This window comes from Duganella sp. FT27W (assembly GCF_009295655.1).
Taxonomy (GTDB): Bacteria; Pseudomonadota; Gammaproteobacteria; order Burkholderiales; family Burkholderiaceae_D; genus Rugamonas; species Rugamonas zoogloeoides.
This window is the reverse complement of record NZ_WHIV01000003.1, coordinates 14,943-33,839: the sequence shown is the minus strand read 5'-3', so window position 1 is coordinate 33,839 and position 18,897 is coordinate 14,943. Positions and strand designations below refer to the sequence as shown.

At 65.1% G+C, this 18,897-nt stretch carries 14 protein-coding genes; 3 read left to right on the top strand and 11 right to left on the bottom strand.

Translation table 11 applies throughout. The features are described 5' to 3' along the window. Nucleotides 1-51: 51 nt before the first annotated feature. The 8 genes from F8197_RS12005 to wrbA are packed head-to-tail and all read right to left on the bottom strand — an operon-like array spanning nucleotide 52 to nucleotide 9,666. Complete coding sequence (locus F8197_RS12005; protein WP_152882090.1) at nucleotides 52-1,140, bottom strand: low specificity L-threonine aldolase; 1,089 nt, start codon at nucleotides 1,138-1,140, stop codon at nucleotides 52-54. Nucleotides 1,141-1,183: 43 nt separating this feature from the next. Further along, entirely contained in the window at nucleotides 1,184-3,061 is a 1,878-nt protein-coding gene (locus F8197_RS12000) for an ABC transporter transmembrane domain-containing protein (RefSeq protein ID WP_152882089.1), read from the bottom strand. 28 nt (nucleotides 3,062-3,089) lie between these two features. Beyond that, on the bottom strand, nucleotides 3,090-4,181 hold the full coding sequence (locus tag F8197_RS11995) for a lipocalin-like domain-containing protein (RefSeq protein WP_152882088.1): 1,092 nt from the start codon (nucleotides 4,179-4,181) through the stop codon (nucleotides 3,090-3,092). Beyond that, nucleotides 4,181-6,751, bottom strand: coding sequence for an FtsX-like permease family protein (locus F8197_RS11990; protein ID WP_152882837.1), 2,571 nt, complete (start codon nucleotides 6,749-6,751; stop codon nucleotides 4,181-4,183). Before F8197_RS11990 ends, F8197_RS11995 begins: the two co-directional genes overlap by 1 nt. Next, on the bottom strand, nucleotides 6,751-7,212 hold the full coding sequence (locus F8197_RS11985) for a DUF4124 domain-containing protein (RefSeq protein WP_152882087.1): 462 nt from the start codon (nucleotides 7,210-7,212) through the stop codon (nucleotides 6,751-6,753). Before F8197_RS11985 ends, F8197_RS11990 begins: the two co-directional genes overlap by 1 nt. A gap of 11 nt (nucleotides 7,213-7,223) precedes the next feature. Then, nucleotides 7,224-8,642, bottom strand: a complete 1,419-nt coding sequence (locus tag F8197_RS11980; protein WP_152882086.1) for an FAD-binding oxidoreductase — start codon at nucleotides 8,640-8,642, stop codon at nucleotides 7,224-7,226. Beyond that, nucleotides 8,639-9,046 carry a DUF2069 domain-containing protein gene (locus tag F8197_RS11975; RefSeq protein WP_056148152.1) on the bottom strand — a complete coding sequence of 136 codons (408 nt, stop codon included), beginning with the start codon at nucleotides 9,044-9,046 and terminating at the stop codon, nucleotides 8,639-8,641. The genes F8197_RS11980 and F8197_RS11975 overlap by 4 nt, the downstream gene beginning before the upstream one ends. Nucleotides 9,047-9,057: 11 nt before the next feature. Then, entirely contained in the window at nucleotides 9,058-9,666 is a 609-nt protein-coding gene (gene wrbA, locus F8197_RS11970; RefSeq protein ID WP_152882085.1) for an NAD(P)H:quinone oxidoreductase, read from the bottom strand. Nucleotides 9,667-9,748: 82 nt separating this feature from the next. Here wrbA and F8197_RS11965 point away from each other — a divergent pair, with 82 nt between their 5' ends. Both F8197_RS11965 and F8197_RS11960 read left to right on the top strand, forming a co-directional pair. Next, entirely contained in the window at nucleotides 9,749-11,125 is a 1,377-nt protein-coding gene (locus F8197_RS11965) for a YihY family inner membrane protein (RefSeq protein ID WP_152882084.1), read from the top strand. A gap of 187 nt (nucleotides 11,126-11,312) precedes the next feature. Then, nucleotides 11,313-11,771, top strand: a complete 459-nt coding sequence (locus tag F8197_RS11960; protein ID WP_056148144.1) for a CBS domain-containing protein — start codon at nucleotides 11,313-11,315, stop codon at nucleotides 11,769-11,771. Between the two features lie 49 nt (nucleotides 11,772-11,820). Here the strand turns inward: F8197_RS11960 and F8197_RS11955 are convergent, their stop codons facing one another. Further along, nucleotides 11,821-14,127: an EAL domain-containing protein gene (locus F8197_RS11955; protein ID WP_152882083.1), complete on the bottom strand. Its 2,307-nt coding sequence runs from the start codon at nucleotides 14,125-14,127 to the stop codon at nucleotides 11,821-11,823. Between the two features lie 237 nt (nucleotides 14,128-14,364). Between F8197_RS11955 and aroC the strand changes: the two genes are divergently transcribed. Further along, a complete protein-coding gene (aroC, locus tag F8197_RS11950) occupies nucleotides 14,365-15,462 on the top strand; it encodes a chorismate synthase (RefSeq protein ID WP_152882082.1) in 1,098 nt (365 codons plus the stop codon). Nucleotides 15,463-15,468: 6 nt separating this feature from the next. Here the strand turns inward: aroC and F8197_RS11945 are convergent, their stop codons facing one another. Together F8197_RS11945 and F8197_RS11940 are read right to left on the bottom strand one after the other, a co-directional pair. Beyond that, a complete protein-coding gene (locus tag F8197_RS11945) occupies nucleotides 15,469-16,983 on the bottom strand; it encodes an HDOD domain-containing protein (protein WP_152882081.1) in 1,515 nt (504 codons plus the stop codon). Next, on the bottom strand, nucleotides 16,980-18,716 hold the full coding sequence (locus tag F8197_RS11940) for a bifunctional diguanylate cyclase/phosphodiesterase (protein WP_227012220.1): 1,737 nt from the start codon (nucleotides 18,714-18,716) through the stop codon (nucleotides 16,980-16,982). The genes F8197_RS11945 and F8197_RS11940 overlap by 4 nt, the downstream gene beginning before the upstream one ends. Between the last annotated feature and the right edge of the window lie 181 nt (nucleotides 18,717-18,897).

Here is an 18,897-nt window from a genome sequence, read left to right as displayed (position 1 = left end):
CGCAGTGTAGCCGGTCAGGCCCCATTACGCGAATAAAGATCGGAAGCCACGTTATTGATCGGCCAGGGCTTGGGACCACAGGGCAAGGATCTCGTGCACCCGCGCGTCCGGCAGGTACAGCAGGTTGTCGCCCACGTACAGCTCCACATAACAGCGCCCGGGCAGCGCCGCATGCTGGGCGCCGTTGAACAGCCACACGCCGTGCTGGCCGGCGATGCGGTTGCGGATGTCGAGTGCATGGTCGCGCGCCACCGGCAAATGCAGGTGCAGCATATTGGCGTGCGGGCGCGCCGGATTCGGTACCAGCAGTGGGTACTTGCGCAACTGCTGGTACAGCCATTCGGTGCGACGGAAGTAGTCGGGCATGGCGGCCAGGCGGGCGTCGAACTGCATGGCGGCGGCCACCACGTACGGCGTGCGTTGATAGACATTGCCACCCTGGCGACGGAACCACTCGCGGGCGCGGTCGATGAAGGCGGCATCGCCCGCCAGCATGGCGCCGGCCATGCCGCCGATGCCCTTGTACAGCGACACATAGACGGTGTTGAAACCGGCGGCAATCTGCGCCACGTCTCGGCCGTAGGCGGCTGCCGTCTCCCACAGCCGGGCGCCATCCATGTGCAGGTGGATGCCTTGATCACGGCAGTAATCCTTGATGGCGGCCAGTTCATCCCATGCCGGGCACTGGCCGCCGATTTCGCGCATCGGCAATTCCAGCAACGCCGCGCCCAGCTTGTCGGGTACGCCTTGCAGGTCCTCCACCGACCATGGCCGGTGCGGGTCACCGATCTGCAGCGCCTGGAAGTGGTCGAACAACTGGTGATTGCCGCGTTCGTGCCTGAGGATGTGGGCAGTGGGGTGCAGCGCCACCAGCCGGCTGCCGCGTTCCATGCAAGCCAGGCGCAGCGCGGTCGCCTGCGCCATGGTGCCGGTGATGCAGAACAGCGCCGACTCGAAGCCCAACAGGCGCGCTACTTTCGCTTCGAACTCCTGGATCAGCGGTCCGCAGCCGTAAATATCATGGGTGACGTCATTGGCATTGCACCACTCGGACATGGCGGCGAACAGCTGCGCCGGCGTCGGTTGGCGGTGGCCGGGCAGCAGGGTGTGGCAGGTCTGGCGCAGTTCCGTGTCGTTCAAGGGGTTCCCCTTCGAGATCGGGCAATCCCCGCATGATACCGGATCAGTGGACCGTGTGAACGTTGTGAAATTGCAGCGCCGCCAGGTTGGCGTAGATGCCGCCCAGCGCCACCAGCGAGGCATGGGTGCCGGTTTCGACGATTTTGCCGTCTTCCATGACGATGATGCGGTCGGCGCGCTGCACGGTAGCCAGGCGGTGGGCGATGATTACCGTGGTGCGGCCGATCATGGCCGCTTCGAGCGCGCTTTGCACCAGGCGTTCCGACTCCGCATCCAGCGCGCTGGTGGCTTCGTCGAGCAGCAGCAGCGGCGGGTTTTTCAGCAGCGCGCGGGCAATCGCGATGCGCTGGCGCTGGCCGCCGGAGAGGCGCACGCCGCGCTCGCCCAGGAATGACTGGTAGCCCTGCGGCAGGCGTTCGATAAATTCGTGGGCGGCAGCCATGCGGGCGGCGGCGATCACTTCGTCGTCGGTGGCGTCGGCGCGGCCGTAACGGATATTTTCCATGGCGTTGGCCGAGAAGATCACCGTGTCTTGCGGCACGATGCCGATGGCGCCGCGCAGCGTGTGCAGATCGAGCTGGCGGATGTCCACGCCATCGAGCTTGATGGCGCCGTGCTGCGGATCGTAAAAGCGCAGGAACAGCTGGAACAGCGTGGTCTTGCCGGCGCCCGACGGGCCGACCACGGCCACGGTTTCACCGGGCTGGATGTCGAGCGAGAGGCTGGTCAACGCTGCCGACTCGGGTCGCGACGGATACAGGAAGGTCACGTCCTCGAGGCTCAGCGATGCGCCGTTGGCCGCGCGCGGCGGCAGCGCCAGCGGTTTGACGGGCGCCTCGATGGCCGACTTGACCGCCATCAGTTCCAGCAGGCGCTCGGTGGCGCCGGCTGCGCGTTGCGCTTCGCCCATCACTTCCGACAGCGCGCCGATGGCGCCAGCCACGATCGACGCGTACAGGATGAACTGGCCCAGATCGCCGCCCGTCATTTCGCCGTTGATCACCGCGTGGGCGCCGAGCCACAGCACGAACACGATGGCGCCGAACACCAGCACGATGGCGATCATGGTCAGCATGGCGCGCGCGCGGATGCGGCGCATGGCGGTCTGGAAGGCGCCTTCCACCGATGCGCTGAAGCGGTTCGATTCGATCTTTTCGTGGGTAAAGGCCTGCACCGTGGGCATGGCGTTGAGGATCTCGCCGGCCATGGCGGAGGCGTCGGCCACGCGGTCTTGCGAATCGCGCGAAAGCTTGCGCACGCGGCGGCCGAAAATGATGATCGGCAGGACGGTGAGTACCAGCAGGCCGATGATGATGGCCGAGAGCTTGGGACTGGTCACGAACAGCATCACCAGGCCGCCGATGAACAGCAGCGAGTTACGCAGCGCCATCGAGATGCTGGTGCCCACCACGGCCTGGATCAGCGTGGTGTCGGTGGTGATGCGCGAGAGGACTTCGCCGGTTTGCGTGGTTTCGAAAAACTCGGGGCTTTGCTTGACCACGTGGCTGTAGACGGCGTCGCGGATATCGGTGGTGACGCGCTCGCCGAGCCACGACACGGTGTAAAAGCGCGCGGCCGTGGCCAGCGCCAGCACGGTGGCCAGGCCAAACAGCGCCAGGAACACCAGGTCCACGTGCTTGATGCTCTTCTCACCGACTGCGCCCGGCACGCTGGCGGCGCTGCCGAAACCGAGGTCGATCATCTGCTTGAAGGCGGCGGGAATGGCCAGTGTGGCGGCGGCAGCGACCAGCAGCGCCAGGCCGGCCATGACGAACTGCCGCTTGTACGGCGCCAGGAACGGCAGCAGGCCGCGCAGGGTGGCAATGCTGCCTTTTTCGGCGATGCGCGCGGTGGAAGGCGCGGTGGACTGCGCGGGGGCGGGCTTGCTGTTGCCAGTGCTGGCGGTGGTGCTATTGGTCATCGTGTGGCTTATCTGGTTATTCCAACTACTACAATTTCATGGGGCGGACATAGCCCGTCAGTTCGAGGTACGCGCGGCCGACGCGCCGGCCGTCGCGGCGAAGCAGCACCGCGCCTTCCCAGTACACGGCGCCAGTCGAGCGGCGCGAGTCGAGTTCCTGGTCGTCCTGTAGCGGTTCCACCTGCCAGATGGTGGCGCCGGTGGTCAACCGCAAGGCCACCGGATATTCTGCCTTGGTACGTGGCGAACGCCAGCGCCGCTGCGGTGTGAAATCCACCTGTTCCGGCGCGAACTGCGTGATCTTACCGGAAGCGTCGCGCCATGTCGCGTGGGCCCATAGTTTACCACCTGTCTTGCTGCGGATCTGGAAAGCCATCAGGGCGCCCCCGTCGTCGAGATTGGCGCCGATCCATTCCCAGCCCGCCGCCTCGGCATCGAGCACCTGCGACGACCATTCGTGGTCCAGCCACGAGGCGCCCTTGACCGCCATCGCCTTGCCGGCGCGGGTGATGGTTCCGGTGGTGGTGAGCTGCGGTTCGCTGTAATAGTAGCTGGCCTGGGCGGGGCGCGGTCCCTTGCGCGAAAAGCCGCCCACGCCTTGCACCAGTACCGGCTGCGACGGCGCCAGCTTGAGCTGCAAAGTAAAACCGGAAGCCTCGACGTGGACCGCGTAGCTGCCATCAGGCTGGCGCGCCATGCGCCAGTCTTCGAGCTTGATGTCGGTGTCGCCGACCTTGGCCCAGGCCAGGCCCAGGCCCTCGCGGGCGCTGCGCTGGTCGTGCAGCAGCTTGCCGTTGCCGGTGTCGGACAGCGCCGCGTGGCCGATGATCAGCTGCTTGGGTGCGAACTGGCTGGGGTTGGCGCGGTCATGGTCGCTGGCGCTGCGGAAGAACGTGACCTGGTAGCCGAGCGACTTGCCGTCCGCGGTCTCGACCCAGCCGGTCACGTACCACCATTCGGTCTTGTAGTCGGGGTGGGCGCCATAATCACGCGGGAATTGCAATGCCGTGCCGGGCGCCAGCGGGGTGACGGTCGCGAACTTTGGCGCGGCGGCCCATGCGGGAACAGTACCAGCCCACAGCAGCGCCACCATGGCCAACAACAATCGTACGAGCGGCATCACCAGTCCTCCCTGACGGCGCGGATCGGACCACCGGACAGCGATTGCCGGCCCGCCAGCAGCGCCGTCAACGCGGCAGCCGACAGCAGCAGCGCAGCGACGGCAGCCAGCAAGCCCCACGGCAGGTGCAGCTGCATGGTCCAGTGGAACGACTGCGGATTGACCACGAAAACCAGGATCAGGCTGATCACCCAGCCCAGCACGAAACCGGTGGCGATGCCGAGCGCGGTGAGCGACCCGCCTTCGATGGCCAGGATGGCCAGGATCTGGCGCCGCGTCACGCCCACGTGGCGCAGCATGCCGAACTCCTTGGCGCGCGCCAGTGTCTGCGCCGAAAAATTAGCGGCCACGCCAAACAGGCCGATGACGATGGCGATCGCTTCCAACAAATAAGTGATGGCGAAGCTGCGGTCGAAAATCTTCATCGACATGTCGCGGATATCCGACGGGGTGCTGATGTCGAGGGTGGCGGCGAACGGCAGCGCCTTCAAGGCCCGTTCCACGCCGGCGTGGCTGGTGCCTGGCGCCAGCCACAGCGCCACGCTGCTGGCGTCCCGGTCGCCGGTGATGGCGCGGTAGTCAGCCAAACGCATCTGGATCGAGCCGGTGGGCCGCGCATAGTCGCGCCACACGCCGGCCACCGTGAACGGCTGCTGGCGGCCTGCCAGCGGCAGTTCGATGCGGGCGCCCACCTGCATGCCGTACAAATCGACTATTGCTTCCGAAATCCACACCGGCGGCGGTTCGCCTGACACTGGCGGACGGATATCTCCGACCATCGCCAGCACCTTGCCGGGGGCATTCGCATCGACGTCGCGCGCAATCAGCGCCACGGCGGGCCGGTCGGCCGCCAGCGCGATGGCCTGCACGCGCAGGAAATCGGTGCCATCGACGCCGGGCAGCGCCGCGATGGCCTGCTGTTCGGCCGGCCGCAGCCCGGCCGTGGTGCCACCGCTGACGGTGCTCACGTAGATATCGGCCGGCAGGATGTGGCGCATCCAGTCGTCGAGCGACACCCGGAAGCTCGACACCATGATCGCCATCGCCACCATCAGGCTAAAGCTAGACAGCACGCCGCCGAGCGCAATGCCAGCCTGGCTCGACGCATTGGCCAGCCGCGCCAGCGTGAGTGTGAGCACGGGCGAGGCGCCCGGCCGGCTGGCGACGACCGCGCTCCAGCGCCGGTGCGCGGCGCGAAACACGCCGGCGGCCAGGCGTGGCATCAGCGCGATCACGCTCACCAGCAGCAGTGCGATCGACAGGTAGCCGAAGATGGGCAGCTCGAACACGGGCGGCGCCTGCGACAGCAGCGCCGCCACCGCAATGCCGGCCAGCGGCGGCCACACGGTGGCCAAACGTGAGATTGCTGCTTCCTCGGTGCCGGACTTGAGCGCCACGGCCGGCTTGGCGCGTGCCGCATCCCAGGCCGGCGCGGCGCAACCCAGCAGCGCGACAACGACGCCCAGCGCAAAGTACACGCCAGCGGCCACCGGGGTGAAATGCACGGTCGGACGCACGCCGGAAAAGAAGCCGGCGCCCAGGTCGGCGCCCATGAAGTGCAGGGCAGTGGCCGCCAGCGCGTAACCGGCAGCGATGCCGAGGGCGGAACCCAGCACGCCCAGGCACAGGCCTTCGAGCAGGATCTGGCGCAGCAACTGGCGCCGCTCCATGCCCAGCACGCGCAGCAGCGCAAACTGGCTGCGGCGCCGGATCACCGACAGCGCCTGGGTGGAAAATACCAGGAAGGCGCCGGTAAACAGCGCGACCAGCGCCAATACCGTCAGGTTGACGCGGTAGGCGCGACTCATGCCCTCGTTGCGGCTGCTCTGGTCTTCGTCGTTGGGCTGGTTGACCAGGAAACGGCCCGGGTAGTCGCTGTGCAGGCGCTGCTGCAGCCGGGTTTTGAATACGTCGCGGTTGACGCCGGCGCGCAGCTTGAGGTCCACGCGCGACAGCTTGCCCAGCCGGTCGAAGCGCCACTGCGCCGCGCCGATGTCCATCACGCCCAGGCGCTGGCCGGCGCGCGCGCTTTGCAGGGCGCCCGCGTAGCGCAGCGCCACCGTGCCCACGCCAAGCTGGAAGGGCAACGGCTGGTCTGGCTTTGCCGAGAGCCACTGCTGCGCGGCTGGCGACAGAAAAATCGCGTCGTCGGCGAGGGTGTCCTGCAAGTGTTCTTCCGAGGGGGCGCCCACCAGGTCGGGCGAGATGAAGCCGGCGCGGAACACGTCGATGCCGATGATCTTGAGCGCGCTGCGTTGGCCCGGAATCGAGGCTTCCACTTCCAGGATGGGCGAGGCGACCGCCACTTCCGGCAGGGCGGCGAGCACCGGGTAGACCGCTTCATCGAAAGTGGGCTCGGTGCCGCGTACCTGCACATCGGCCACGCCGGACAGGCCCTTGATGGCCGACGAAAATTCGTTGAAGGCGGCAGCGTTGATCAGGTGGATGGCAAAGCCAAGCGCGATGCCGATGGCAATTGCCGCCACCGCCACCAGCGTGCGCACCGGGTGCGCACGCCATTCGCCCAGCAGCAGCCAGCTTCCCAACCGTCCCGGCGCCAGCACCGTCATCAGCGGTTGCACTCCAGGGCCAGCAGTTCGGCGGCGCGGCGGGCCTTGAGGCGGGCGGCATCGACCGTGGCGGCCGTGGCGCGGCGCGCGTCATCATCGGCCCACTGGCGATTGAGGCGCAGCTTGCCGCATTTGCGCTCGTGCGTGGCGGCGACCTGCGCGGCCCTGGCGTCGAGCTTTGCTTCGCGCTCCTCGCGCGCTACGCGGGTCTTTTCCAGCGCCGCTGCTTCCTTGCGGGCCCGGGCCAGGCTGGCTGCGGCTGCTGGATCGACTCGCGGTGCCGCCGGCCGGGCAAGGGTGCTGGCCGAGGTGGCCGTGGCAGGGCAGGGCGTGTCGCCGTAGCTGACCTTGCCGTCGATAACGCATTTGTGGATGTCTTGCGCATGCACCGTATGCAGGGTGGTCGCGCATAACAGGGCCGTGGTCATCACGCTGACCGGCCCGTAAAGATGAGGTTGCATGGCTGTCCCGTTCACAAAATTTTCCCGGGATTCATGATACCGAGCGGGTCCAGCGCACCTTTGATGGCCCGCATCATGTTCAGCTCCACCGCCGATTTATGGTGCACGAGCTCGTCTCTTTTCAGCACACCGATGCCGTGCTCTGCCGAAATCGAGCCGCCAAAAACTTCCACGCTGTCATACACCACGCGGTTGACCTCGTCCTGTTTGTGCAGGAATTCGTCGTTGGACACACCGTCGGGCGGCGCCACGTTGTAGTGCAGGTTGCCGTCGCCGAGGTGGCCGAAGCACACCAGCTGGCAGCCGGGGAAGGCGGCCTCGAGCTTCGGCCCGGTGGCGGCGATAAAGTCGGCGATGCGCGAGACCGGCAGCGAGATGTCGTGCTTGATGTTCTTGCCGGCCTTGGCCTGCGCCAGCGGGATATGCTCGCGCAATTGCCACAGGCCGGTCGATTGGGCCATCGACGTGGCCACCACGGCGTCGTCGATCACGTTGCCGTCCAACGCCGCGCCGATGGCCCGTTCCAGCAGGCCCACGGCATGGGCTTCGGACTCGCTGCTCGAGAGTTCCAGCAGCACGTACTGGGCATGCGGCGTTTTGAAAGGCTGCGGCAGTTGCGGGAATTCGCGCGCCACCAGCGCCAGGCAATACTGCGACATCAGCTCGAAGCCGGTCAGGCTCGCACCGCAGTGATCCTGCATCAGGTTCAGCAGCCGCAGCGCGTGGACCGGCGAGGGCAGCGCGGCCAGCGCGGTAATCGCGGCTTTCGGCTGCGGGTACAGCTTCAGTACCGCGCCGGTGATCACGCCCAGCGTGCCCTCGGCGCCGATGAACAGGTCGCGCAGATCGTAGCCGGTGTTGTCCTTGCGCAGCCCGCGCAAGCCGTTCCATATCTCTCCCTGCGGCGTGACCACTTCCAGGCCCAGGCACAGGTCGCGCGTATTGCCATAACGGAGCACGGCGGTGCCGCCCGCGTTGGTGGCCAGGTTGCCGCCGATGGTGCATGTGCCTTCGGCCGCCAGCGACAGCGGGAACAAACAGCCTTGCGCGGCGGCCGCTTCCTGCGCGTGTTGCAGGATGCAGCCGGCATCGACGGTCATGGTGCGGTTGACGGCATCGACCTGGCGCACGGCATTCATGCGCGCCAGCGACAGCACCACGGCGCCGCCTTCGGCGTCGGGCACGCTGCCCAGCACCAGTCCGGTGTTGCCACCCTGCGGCACGATCGGCACGCGCCACTGCGCGCAGACGCGCACCAGGGCCGCAACTTCGGCCACCGTGGCGGGCCGCAGCACGGCCAGTGCCCGGCCCGTGTAGCGTCCGCGCTGGTCGGTGAGGAACGCGGCCTTGTCGGCGTCGAGGTCGAGGACGTAATCCGCGCCAACGATGGCGCGGCACTGGTCGAGGAAAGCGCTAAGTGTCTCCGTCATTTGACCGTGGTGACCTTTACTTTGTCGAGCAGTTCCTTGGCCAGTTTTTTCGCCGCCCGTTTATACGGGCGCAGATACAGCAGCGCGCAGGCGAAATACACGCAGACGATGATCGCCTCGCCCCAGCCCAGCCAGGCCGAGTCGCGGTCGGCGTCGCTCCAGCCGCGCACGATGCCCTCGGTGAAGTACAGCAGTATCATCATCGACGTCCACTGCAAGGTGTAGATGTCACGCTTCCACACGCCGTACAAAGGCAGCAGCAGCGGCGCGGCCTTGAGGACCAGCCACGAACCGCCCGGTTTCAGCGGTGCGATCACCATCTCCCACAACACGCACCACACGATCAGCAGGCCCAGGCTGCCGACGGCGCCCCAATGAAAATACTTGTGCAAGGTGGTGTGCATGGAGTCGTCCTCTAGCGGGTTGCGAGCTTGACGGCTGTTTCGGCCAGGCGCCGGCCCTGGGCGATGGCCAGGCGCTTTTCGTCGTCGGTGATCGGACGGGCGCCATCGAGACCGGCCCAGTGGCTGGCGCCGTACGGCGTGCCGCCGCTGGCGGTGGTCATCAGTTCCGGGTTGGTGTAGGGCAGGCCCAGCACCATCAGGCCGTGGTGGAACAGCGGCACCATCATGGTGAGCAGCGTGGATTCCTGGCCGCCGTGCAGGCTGCCGGTGGACGTGAACACGCAGGCCGGCTTGCCCGCCAGCGCGCCGGACAGCCACTGGCTCGACGTGCCATCCCAAAAATACTTCATCGACGCGGCCATATTGCCGAAGCGGGTGGGCGAACCGACGGCGATGCCGGCGCATTCGGCCAGGTCGTCAAGTTCCACGTACGGCGCGCCGTCAAGCGGCACCTCGGGCGCCGTGGCTTCGGTGACGGTGGAGACGGCGGGCACGGTGCGCAGGCGCGCATCGCAGCCCGGTACGCTCTCGATGCCCTGGGCGATCAGCTCCGCCAATTTGCGCGTGGCGCCGTGACGCGAGTAGAACAGGACAAGAATAATCAGATTGGGTTGGCTCATCGCAGGTATTATAGGGGGTTAAAGCGGGCGCGGGCGGTGTGAAAAATCGGCCGCCGCCGCTCCTGAAATCCGATTATCGCTCATGTTCCAAAAATATATACAACCGATTTTCTTCTACCTGCTGCGCAGCTGCCGCAACGGCGTTAATACCGTGCGCGCGCTGTCGTGGTCCGAGGTGCGCGACCTGGTGCTGTTCGCCCACCGCCGCCTGCGCGAGGAAAGCCTGCCGCAAGTGGCTGGCAGCCTCACTTTCACCACCGTGTTCGCGCTGGTGCCGCTGCTCACCATCGCGCTGGCGATCTTCACCACCTTCCCGATGTTCAATACCTTCCGCGCGTCGCTGGAAGCGTATTTCGTCCAGAGCGTGATGCCCAAGACAATCTCGGCCACCATCCTCAACTACCTAACCATGTTCGCGTCCAAGGCCACGCGGCTGTCGGCGGTGGGCGCGGTGGCGCTGATTTTTACGTCGATCGCCATGATGAACCTGATCGAGCGCGTGTTCAACCGCATCTGGCGCGTGCGCGGGGAGCGTAGCTGGACTCGGCGCATCCTGGTCTATTGGGCCATTATCACGCTCGGGCCGCTGCTGATCGGCGTCTCGCTGACGCTGTCGTCCACCGTGTTCATGGCCACGTCCGACCTGTTCGAGCAGTTCCCGGTGGTGGGCGCCATCGTCTACACGTTCGCATCGCTGGCCGTGACCACCGCCAGTTTTACCTTGCTGTACGTGGCGGTGCCCAATCGCGACGTGGACTGGTACGACGCCGCCTGGGGCGGCCTGGTGGCCGGTGTGGCGTTCGAACTGGCCAAGCGCGGCTTCGCCATTTTCATCACGCAGTTCCCCACGTATTCCAAGATCTACGGCGCGCTGGCGGCCTTGCCGCTGTTCCTGGTGTGGATTTACGTGTCGTGGGTGATCACCCTGATCGGCGCCTTGCTGGTGGCCGCGCTGCCGGTGGTCAAATACGAGCGCTGGTGGCACGAGGCCAAGCCTGGCGGCGAATTTGTCGATGCCATGGCGATTCTGAAAGTGCTGTTCCTGGCCTGCAAATGCGGCGACACGGCACTGGTCAGCGCCGGCACCATCCGCACCCGTACCCGGCTGGGTTTTGACGAGATGGATACCCTGCTTGAAAAAATGCTGGCCGAGGGCTGGGTGGGGCGCGTCAACGTGCCGGCGCCGCGCCGGGTGCAGTGGGGCAAGCGCGTGTCCGACGGCAGCGACCACTGGGTATTGCTGGCCAATGTAGAGAAACTGACGCTGGCCGAGGTGTACCGGCTGTTCGTGTTCGGCGGCATGGCGGTCAATGCCGGCGTGGTGGACGATGACACGGACGAGCGCGACAAGCTGTCGGCGCGCGAAGCGGCGCAACTGGCGCGCGAAGTGGAAAACGCCGTCGAAACCGGGCTCGGCAAAAGCCTGGCAGACCACTTCGGCCCCATCGATTGCCGTTAATAACCACGCTTTGGTTGCGGTGCAGCATAAGAGTGTTGCAACACTCTTATCAAATTCTTGCGATATCGTGGGGCGTGGCGCTGGATTTTTCGCCATGCATAGGCTACATTCGGCTTAGGCTTAAACATTAAAATTAATAATGACATCATCTACCCACGAAGCCTCTCAGCGGACAGGACGGTCAAATATGAAAGTCTCCGAAATCCTGCAGGTCAAAGGCAGCATTCTCTACACCATCTCACCCGACCAGCCGTTGGCCGAAGCGGCCGACATCATGGCGGAAAAAGACATCGGCTCGCTGGTCGTCATGGAATTCGGCGACCTGGTTGGCATGCTCACGTTCCGCGAAGTGCTGCGCGCGTTGCATACCAACGAGGGCAATGTCGGCGCCGGCACGGTGCGCAAGCACATGGACGACTACCCGATCACGGTCACGCCCGATACCGAAGTCAACGAAGTGCGCCGCATCATGCTGGAAAAACATGCGCGCTATCTGCCCGTGATGAACGCCAAGACCATTCTCGGCGTGATTTCGTTCTACGACGTGGCGCGCGCGGTGCTGGAAGCGCAAAGCTTCGAAAACCGCATGCTCAAGGCCTATATCCGCGACTGGCCCGGCGACCAGGCCGAGCCGCATCCGGACTGACTCTCCCGCGCTCCCTGCGCCCGGCGTGACCGGGACAGGGAGCTACCTTTTATTTTTCGCCGTTGAGCCACACCTGCAGCGCATCGGCCTTCATCGGCCGCGCGAACAGGAAACCTTGCGCCAGCGGACAGCCCAGCGCGTGCAGGATCTGCGCCTGGCGCTCGTCTTCCACCCCTTCCGCGATCACCGTCAGGCCCAGGTTGCGGCCCAGTTGAATTACCATCTCGGCAATGCTGCTGCCGCGTGCCGAGCCGGTAATTTCGGTGACAAACGCGCGGTCGATTTTCAGGCGGTCCACTTGCAGGCGCTGCAAGTACGACAGCGACGAAAAACCGGTGCCGAAGTCGTCGATCGCGATCGAGACGCCGGTCTGCTTGATCTGGTCGAGCATCTTGATCAGCAAATCCGGTTCTTCCATCGCCATCGATTCGGTGATTTCCAGTTCGACGTTCTGCGGCGGCGCGCCGGTTTCCTCCAGCGCGCGGCGCAGCATCTCGAGGAAGTGCGGGTGGCGGAACTGCACCTGCGAGACGTTGACCGACATGACGAAGTCGAGGTGGCCGGCCGCGCGCACGGCCATCAGTTCGCGGCACGCGGTGCGCAGCACCCATTCGCCGAGGTCGATGATCAGGCCCGAATATTCGGCGATCGGGATGAAACGGTCGGGCGAGACGAAGGTGCCGTCTTCGGTCTGCCAGCGCAGCAGCGCTTCGGCGCCGACCGGCTGCCGGGTTTCGAGGTCGATCTGCGGCTGGTACATGACGAACAGCTGGCGCTGGCCAAACGCGGTGCGCAGCGCGTGCATCATGCGTACCCGCTCGCGGATTTCCACGCCCATCGAGCGCGAAAAATAGCAGTAGCCGGCGCGCTGCTGGCTCTTGGCGCGCTTTAAGGCGATGTCGGCATCCTTGAGGGCGTCGCCGCCGCTGCCTTCATGTTCTTCCAGGCGCACCAGTCCCAGCGTGGCCGACAGTTGTACATCCTGGCCGTCGATGCGGAACGGCTGCTGGAACAGCGCCAGCAGCGCGGCGGGCGTGACCAGGTTGGCGTCGCCCAGCAGCGCGAAAATATCACCGCCAATGCGCGCCACCGTCACTTGCCGCCCCAGGTCCGCCTGCAGGCGGTTGGCGACTGACACCAGCAGCAGGTCGCCGAACTGGTGGCCCAGCGCGTCATTGGTTTCGGCAAAGTGGTCGAGATCGACGAGGGCCAGCGTGGCCTGTTGGTCCGCTGGCGCCACCGTACTGGATGCAGCCAGCCGTTCTTCGAGCATTTCGAGCAGGCGAGTGCGGTTGGGCAGCTTGGACAGCTGGTCGTAGAACGCTGCGTTGTGCAGATGGCTGACCAGTTCCACGTTGTCCAGCCCCACCGCCACGTTGCCGCAAAAGACGTCGAGCAGGCGTTCGTTGATGTCGGAGGGCGGCGTTGCAACGTCGAGGTAGGCGACGAAGTCGCGGCTGGCCTTGCCGGCGAAGTACAGGGTGATGGAATCGGGACCGTACACATTGCCGCGTTGTGCCAATGCCTGCTCCATGACCGCCCTGATGCGGGCGTCGGCCAACGGTGCGTGATGGACGTGGCGGGCGTGGGCATGGGCGCCGTGGTCGAGGTGAGTATGCTGGCCGCAGGCCGCCATCACCATCAGTTCGTGGCAACCGCCGTCGCCAGGGCAGTCCTTGACGCACAATACGCCGCTGGCGGGAATGCCCAGCAGGTCGCCGATCTGCGTCAGCACGCCGGAGGCGAAATTCTGCACGCCGTGCAGCGCCATCAACTCGGTGCTGGCGTGGACGATCTGGTTCAGGCCGCGGCGGCTGTCGTCGATCTTGCGGATCTGTTCATACGAACGGATGGCCGACGTGACGGTGGTATAGAGCTTGATGCGCGTGAGCTCGGACTTGGTCTTGTAGTCGTTGATGTCGAAATCGCGGATGGCGTCGATTTCGGGCGCGTAGCCGGGCTGGCCGGTGCGCAGGATGATGCGCACATCGACAAGCTTGAGCGTTTCGCGGATATGGCGCACCAGGTGCAGGCCGGCGTCGTCCTGCTCCATCACCACGTCGAGCAAAATCACGGCGATGTCGGTTTCGGTGGCGAGCAACTGGCGCGCCTGGGTGGCGGAATAGGCGTGGACGAATTCCAGCGGCCTGCCTTGCATGTCGAGGTTGCCGAGCGCGAAGGTGGTAGTGGAATGGACGTCCTCGTCATCGTCGATGATCATCACGCGCCATACGCCGGTGGTGCTGGTGTCTGTCGTTGCCGCCGGATGTTCTTCCAGGAATACCAGGTCGTCTTGATCATCCTTGGCCACAGACGTAAGCTGTCGGTAGCCAGGAGGGGTGATCGGTTGGGGCATGTGTCGCGTCTCCAGGATTGCTCGGTGTTCTTCTGGGTAAGTATATAGCGAATTGTTAAAATGAACTCGAATTTCCCCTGCGATGGTCCACCGGCCGTTGCGTTGCCGTTGCACATGCGTCTGTATTGCAACAAAGAATCGACCAGGCCTAGGGATGGGCCATCGCCCCGGCACGCGCCGGGCGTGCGGTAGCTGTTAGAATATAGAAATCCCTATAATTCCAAAGATTCTCTTCCTATGTCCGGTAATACATTTGGTAAATTGTTTTCTGTAACTACTTTCGGTGAATCGCACGGTCCCGCAATTGGCTGCGTGATCGATGGCTGCCCGCCGGGCCTGGCCTTGTCCGAGGCAGATATCCAGCCGGAACTCGACCGCCGCAAACCGGGCACGTCGCGCCACGTGACCCAGCGCCAGGAATCGGACACGGTGGAGATCCTGTCGGGCGTGTACCAGGGTGTGACCACCGGTACCCCGATCGCGCTGCTGATCCGCAACGAAGACCAGCGCAGCAAGGACTACGGCAACATCGCCGAGAGCTTCCGCCCGGGCCACGCCGACTACACGTATTGGCACAAGTACGGCGTGCGCGATCCGCGTGGTGGTGGCCGCTCGTCGGCGCGCCTGACCGCGCCCATCGTCGGCGCCGCCGCCGTGGCCAAAAAGTGGTTGCAGCAGCAGTACGGCACCACGTTCAAGGGCTGCATGAGCCAGCTGGGCGACATTCCGGTGCCGTTCCAGGACTGGACCCATGTGCACGACAATCCGTTTTTTGCCGCCAGCGGCGATGCCGGCCTGATCGCCCACATGGAAGCGACCATGGACGAACTGCGCAAGGCTGGTGACTCGATCGGCGCACGCATCGACGTCATCGCCCAGAATGTGCCGGTGGGCCTGGGCCAGCCGATCTACGACAAGCTCGATGCCGACATCGCCTACGCGATGATGGGCATTAATGCGGTGAAGGGTGTGGAAATTGGCGCCGGCTTCAAGTCGGTGGCGCAAAAGGGCACCGAGCATGGCGACGAACTGACGCCGCAAGGCTTCGTCGGCAATAACGCCGGCGGCGTATTGGGCGGCATCTCCACTGGCCAGGACATCACGGTGTCGATCGCCATCAAGCCAACGTCGTCGATCCGCACCCCGCGCCATTCGATCGACAAGGAAGGCAACCCGGTGCTGGTGGAAACCTTCGGGCGCCACGACCCGTGCGTGGGCATACGCGCCACGCCGATCGCAGAAGCGATGCTGGCGCTGGTGCTGATCGACCACGCGCTGATGCACCGTGCCCAGTGCGGCGATGTCAAGGTGGCTACACCCGACATCTCCCGGTAAGCTTCTTCAGGCGCGGGTGGGGGCGGTGATGGTGGCCACCGTCTCCTGCTTGTGGCGCCGTTCGGCGGCGCGCACCACCATCATGCGGATGTCGTTGAGCAGCGAGAACTCGGTGGGGCTGAGCTGGATCGGCGGGAAGGTGTCGTCCCAGTCGCCATACAGGAAGCCGGCCGCCTGGCCGTTGTACGACAGCGGAATGATGACGAAGCTGTGCGCCTCCGACAGCGAGGTTTTCCACCACTGCGGCAGCTTGGCCGCGAACTTGGCGTCGCGCGCATTTTCGATGAAGATCACGCGGTCGCTGTTGAGTGATGCGTGGAACACGTTCGGTTCGTAGGCGTCGTCAAAGCTCATCGCCGCCAGCAGCTCGCGGCTGTCATTGCCGAAGCAGATGCGCGCTGCGTACAGGCTTTCGCGGCGGTTGCGCACGAACGCGATGGCGCGCGAAAACTCCAGTCCCTTGTAAATGGTCTCCAGTGCGATCTGCACCATCTGGCCGGGGCTGGCCGTGTCCAGCACGTCGCGCATATCGGCCAGGCCGCTGAGCAGGATCTTGTTGCCGGCCGCGCGCTGGCGGTTTTGCGCCTGCGCCTTCGCGCGTCGCTCGGCCGGGCGCGAAAGCGGGGCGATGGTCAGATCGTTGGCCGCTACCACCTTGGCCTGCTCGATGGCGATCATCAGGTTGTCCGCTTCCATGCCCAGCAGCGACGAATAGCTCTCGGTCAGCGCCTGCACCTCGGCTGCGCCGACGGCGTCGTCGTGCCACAGCGATTCGGCGCACATGGCGGACATGGTAGACAGGCCCGCCACCCAGTCGGCCGGCTCGATGGCGGCGCCTTCTTCGGGCGGATCCATGCGGCGCATGCCGTCGACCAGCTGCGCGGGCAGGCGCCAGTGTAGGGCTGCGGCGTGGCCCAGCTGCTCCATGCTCAGCCCCAGCATGTCGGGGGCAACCGCTTCGATGCTGGTGCCGTCGTCGTCGGCGCGGCGTTGCAGCTCGAGCCAGCGCTCGGGCATGTAAAAGGTGAGCATCATGCGGCCCAGCGTGTGCAGCATCGAGCACACCACGGCTTCTTCGCCGCGCGGGTTGTGGGCGGCCGTGGCGATCTGCTGCGCCACGATGCCTGCCAATACCGCTTTTTCCATTTCGATGTGCGCCACCGTGGCTTCGCCATCGGCCGTGTCGGCGCCCATTTCCTCGATCAGTTTGAGCCCCAGCGCCAGGTGGCCGATGGCGTCGGTACCCAGCACCACCACGGCTTTCGAAACCGTGTTGACGTGCTGGCCAAAGGCCGAATACATGCTGCTGTTGGCCAGCCGCAGGACTTTTTGCGTGAGCACCGGATCGGACAGCACGGTGCTGGTCATGTTGAATGCCTGGTCGTCCTCGCCGCGCATGGCGCCCAAGATCGACGTGATGGCCTTGGCGAAGCCGGGCATGTCGCCGCGCCGGCGCGTGCACTCCCACAGCTTCGCCAGGGTCTTCTCGCCTTGCTCTCCAATGACTTCCAAGTCGGTCATGGCGTCACCTGCATGGCCTGGGCCGGCACTGCATGCGGTAGCAGCTTGGCGTGGATGCTTTCGCGCAGCGCCGCCATGGCGACATTGGCGGGCATGGGTTTGCCGGTCAGGTAGCCCTGGATGTACTGACAGCCCCGGTCGTTGAGCCAGCCCATCTGCTCTTCGGTTTCCACGCCTTCGGCCACCACGGACAGGTCCAGGTGGCGCGACAGGTCGAGCACCGTGCTGCAGATCGCGCCATCCTTTTGTGAGCCGGGCAGGTCGCGGATGAAGGCGCGGTCGATCTTCAGCACGGAAATCGGGAAGCGCTTGAGATACGCCAGCGACGAATAGCCGGTGCCGAAATCGTCGATGGCGATGCGCGCGCGGCGCTCGGCCATCTTGGACAAGATGGATTCCGCGTGGACCGGGTCGATCATCAGCGTTCCTTCGGTAATTTCGAGCACCAGCTGTTCGCCGGGCAGGCCGGAAAAGGCCAGGGCGTCGTCGAGCACGTCGAGGAATTTATCGTTGCGGAACTGGCGCGGGCTGATATTGACCGATATGTACAGGCTGCGGCGCGCCACTTCCTCGAACTGGCGCAGCTGCACGCACGCCGCCTTGAGCGCCCAGGCGCCCAGCAGGTTGATCAGGCCATTGGCCTCGGCGATCGGAATGAAGCGCACCGGCGGCACCATGCCGAGCGTGGGGTGCTTCCAGCGCATCAGCGTCTCGAAGCCCTGGATTTCGCGCGTGGGCGCATCGACGATGGGCTGGTAGTACAACAGGAATTCGCCTTCGCGCACTGCCTGGAACATCGCCGCCTCGAGCGAGATATCGTGCTGCGGCGGTCCCGCATGCGAGGGGCTGTAGACCACGCAGCGCGCCTTGCCGGTTTCCTTGGCGCGCGACATGGCGGCATCGGCCAGCGCCACCAGGCGTACCTCGTCCTCCGCGTGCAGCGGGTAGATCGACACGCCGACCGAAGCGCCCACGTAAATGGTGTGCTTGCCGATGTCGAACGGCGACTGCAGCGAGGCGATCAGGCGCCCGGTGACCAGCTTGATCTGCGCCTCGGTATGGGTGCCGGGCAGGATGGCGACGAATTCGTCGCCGCCCACGCGCGCCAGCGTATCGCTGTCGCGCAGGGTTTTACGCAGGCGCGCGGCGGCCATTTGCAGCAGCGCGTCGCCCACCGGGTGGCCGAGGCCATCGTTGACTTTCTTAAAACTGTCGAGGCCGATGGTGGCCACCGAGAAGCCCTGGCCGGAACGGCGCGCGTTGGCGATCACCATGCGGATGCGGTCCGACAGCAGCAGGCGGTTGGGCAATTCGGTGAGCGCGTCGTGGGTGGCCAGGTGGCGCAGGCGCTCTTCGGTGGCTTGTTGTTGCGACATGTTACGGCCCACCACCAGCATGCCGCCCGTCTGCGGCAGGAAGGAAACGCGTAACTCGTGCCAGACTTCGCTCTCGGGCGCCTTGATGCGCACTTGCAGCAGCTGCGGCGTGTGCGTGGCCTGCGCTTCCGCCAGCGCCGCCGTGATCGATGCATGATGATCATCGCTGACCAGCCGCGCCAGCGACAGGCCGGCAAGCGGCGCCAGGCGCCCGATCAGCGTGGTGGCGCGCTTGCTGGCAAAGGCGACCGCGCCGGCGGCATCGAGGCGAAACACCACATCGCCAGCTTCTTCCATGAAATGGTCCAGCTCGTGGAGCAAATCGCGTGGCGTTTGAGGTGTGGAGGGCTGTTGCATTGCAAAAATCTAAGCTTTCTAATTTGTATATGTGACACGCGGATTATGTGAATCTTGCAAATCCATAAAGCACTTTATCACTTCTGCGCGGGGTTTTACATGGTTAAAGACAACATTCTGTTGGGTTTCATTAATTTCTCTTGAGAAATCTCTAAAACCGCACAGATAGTTGTTTCGCCAT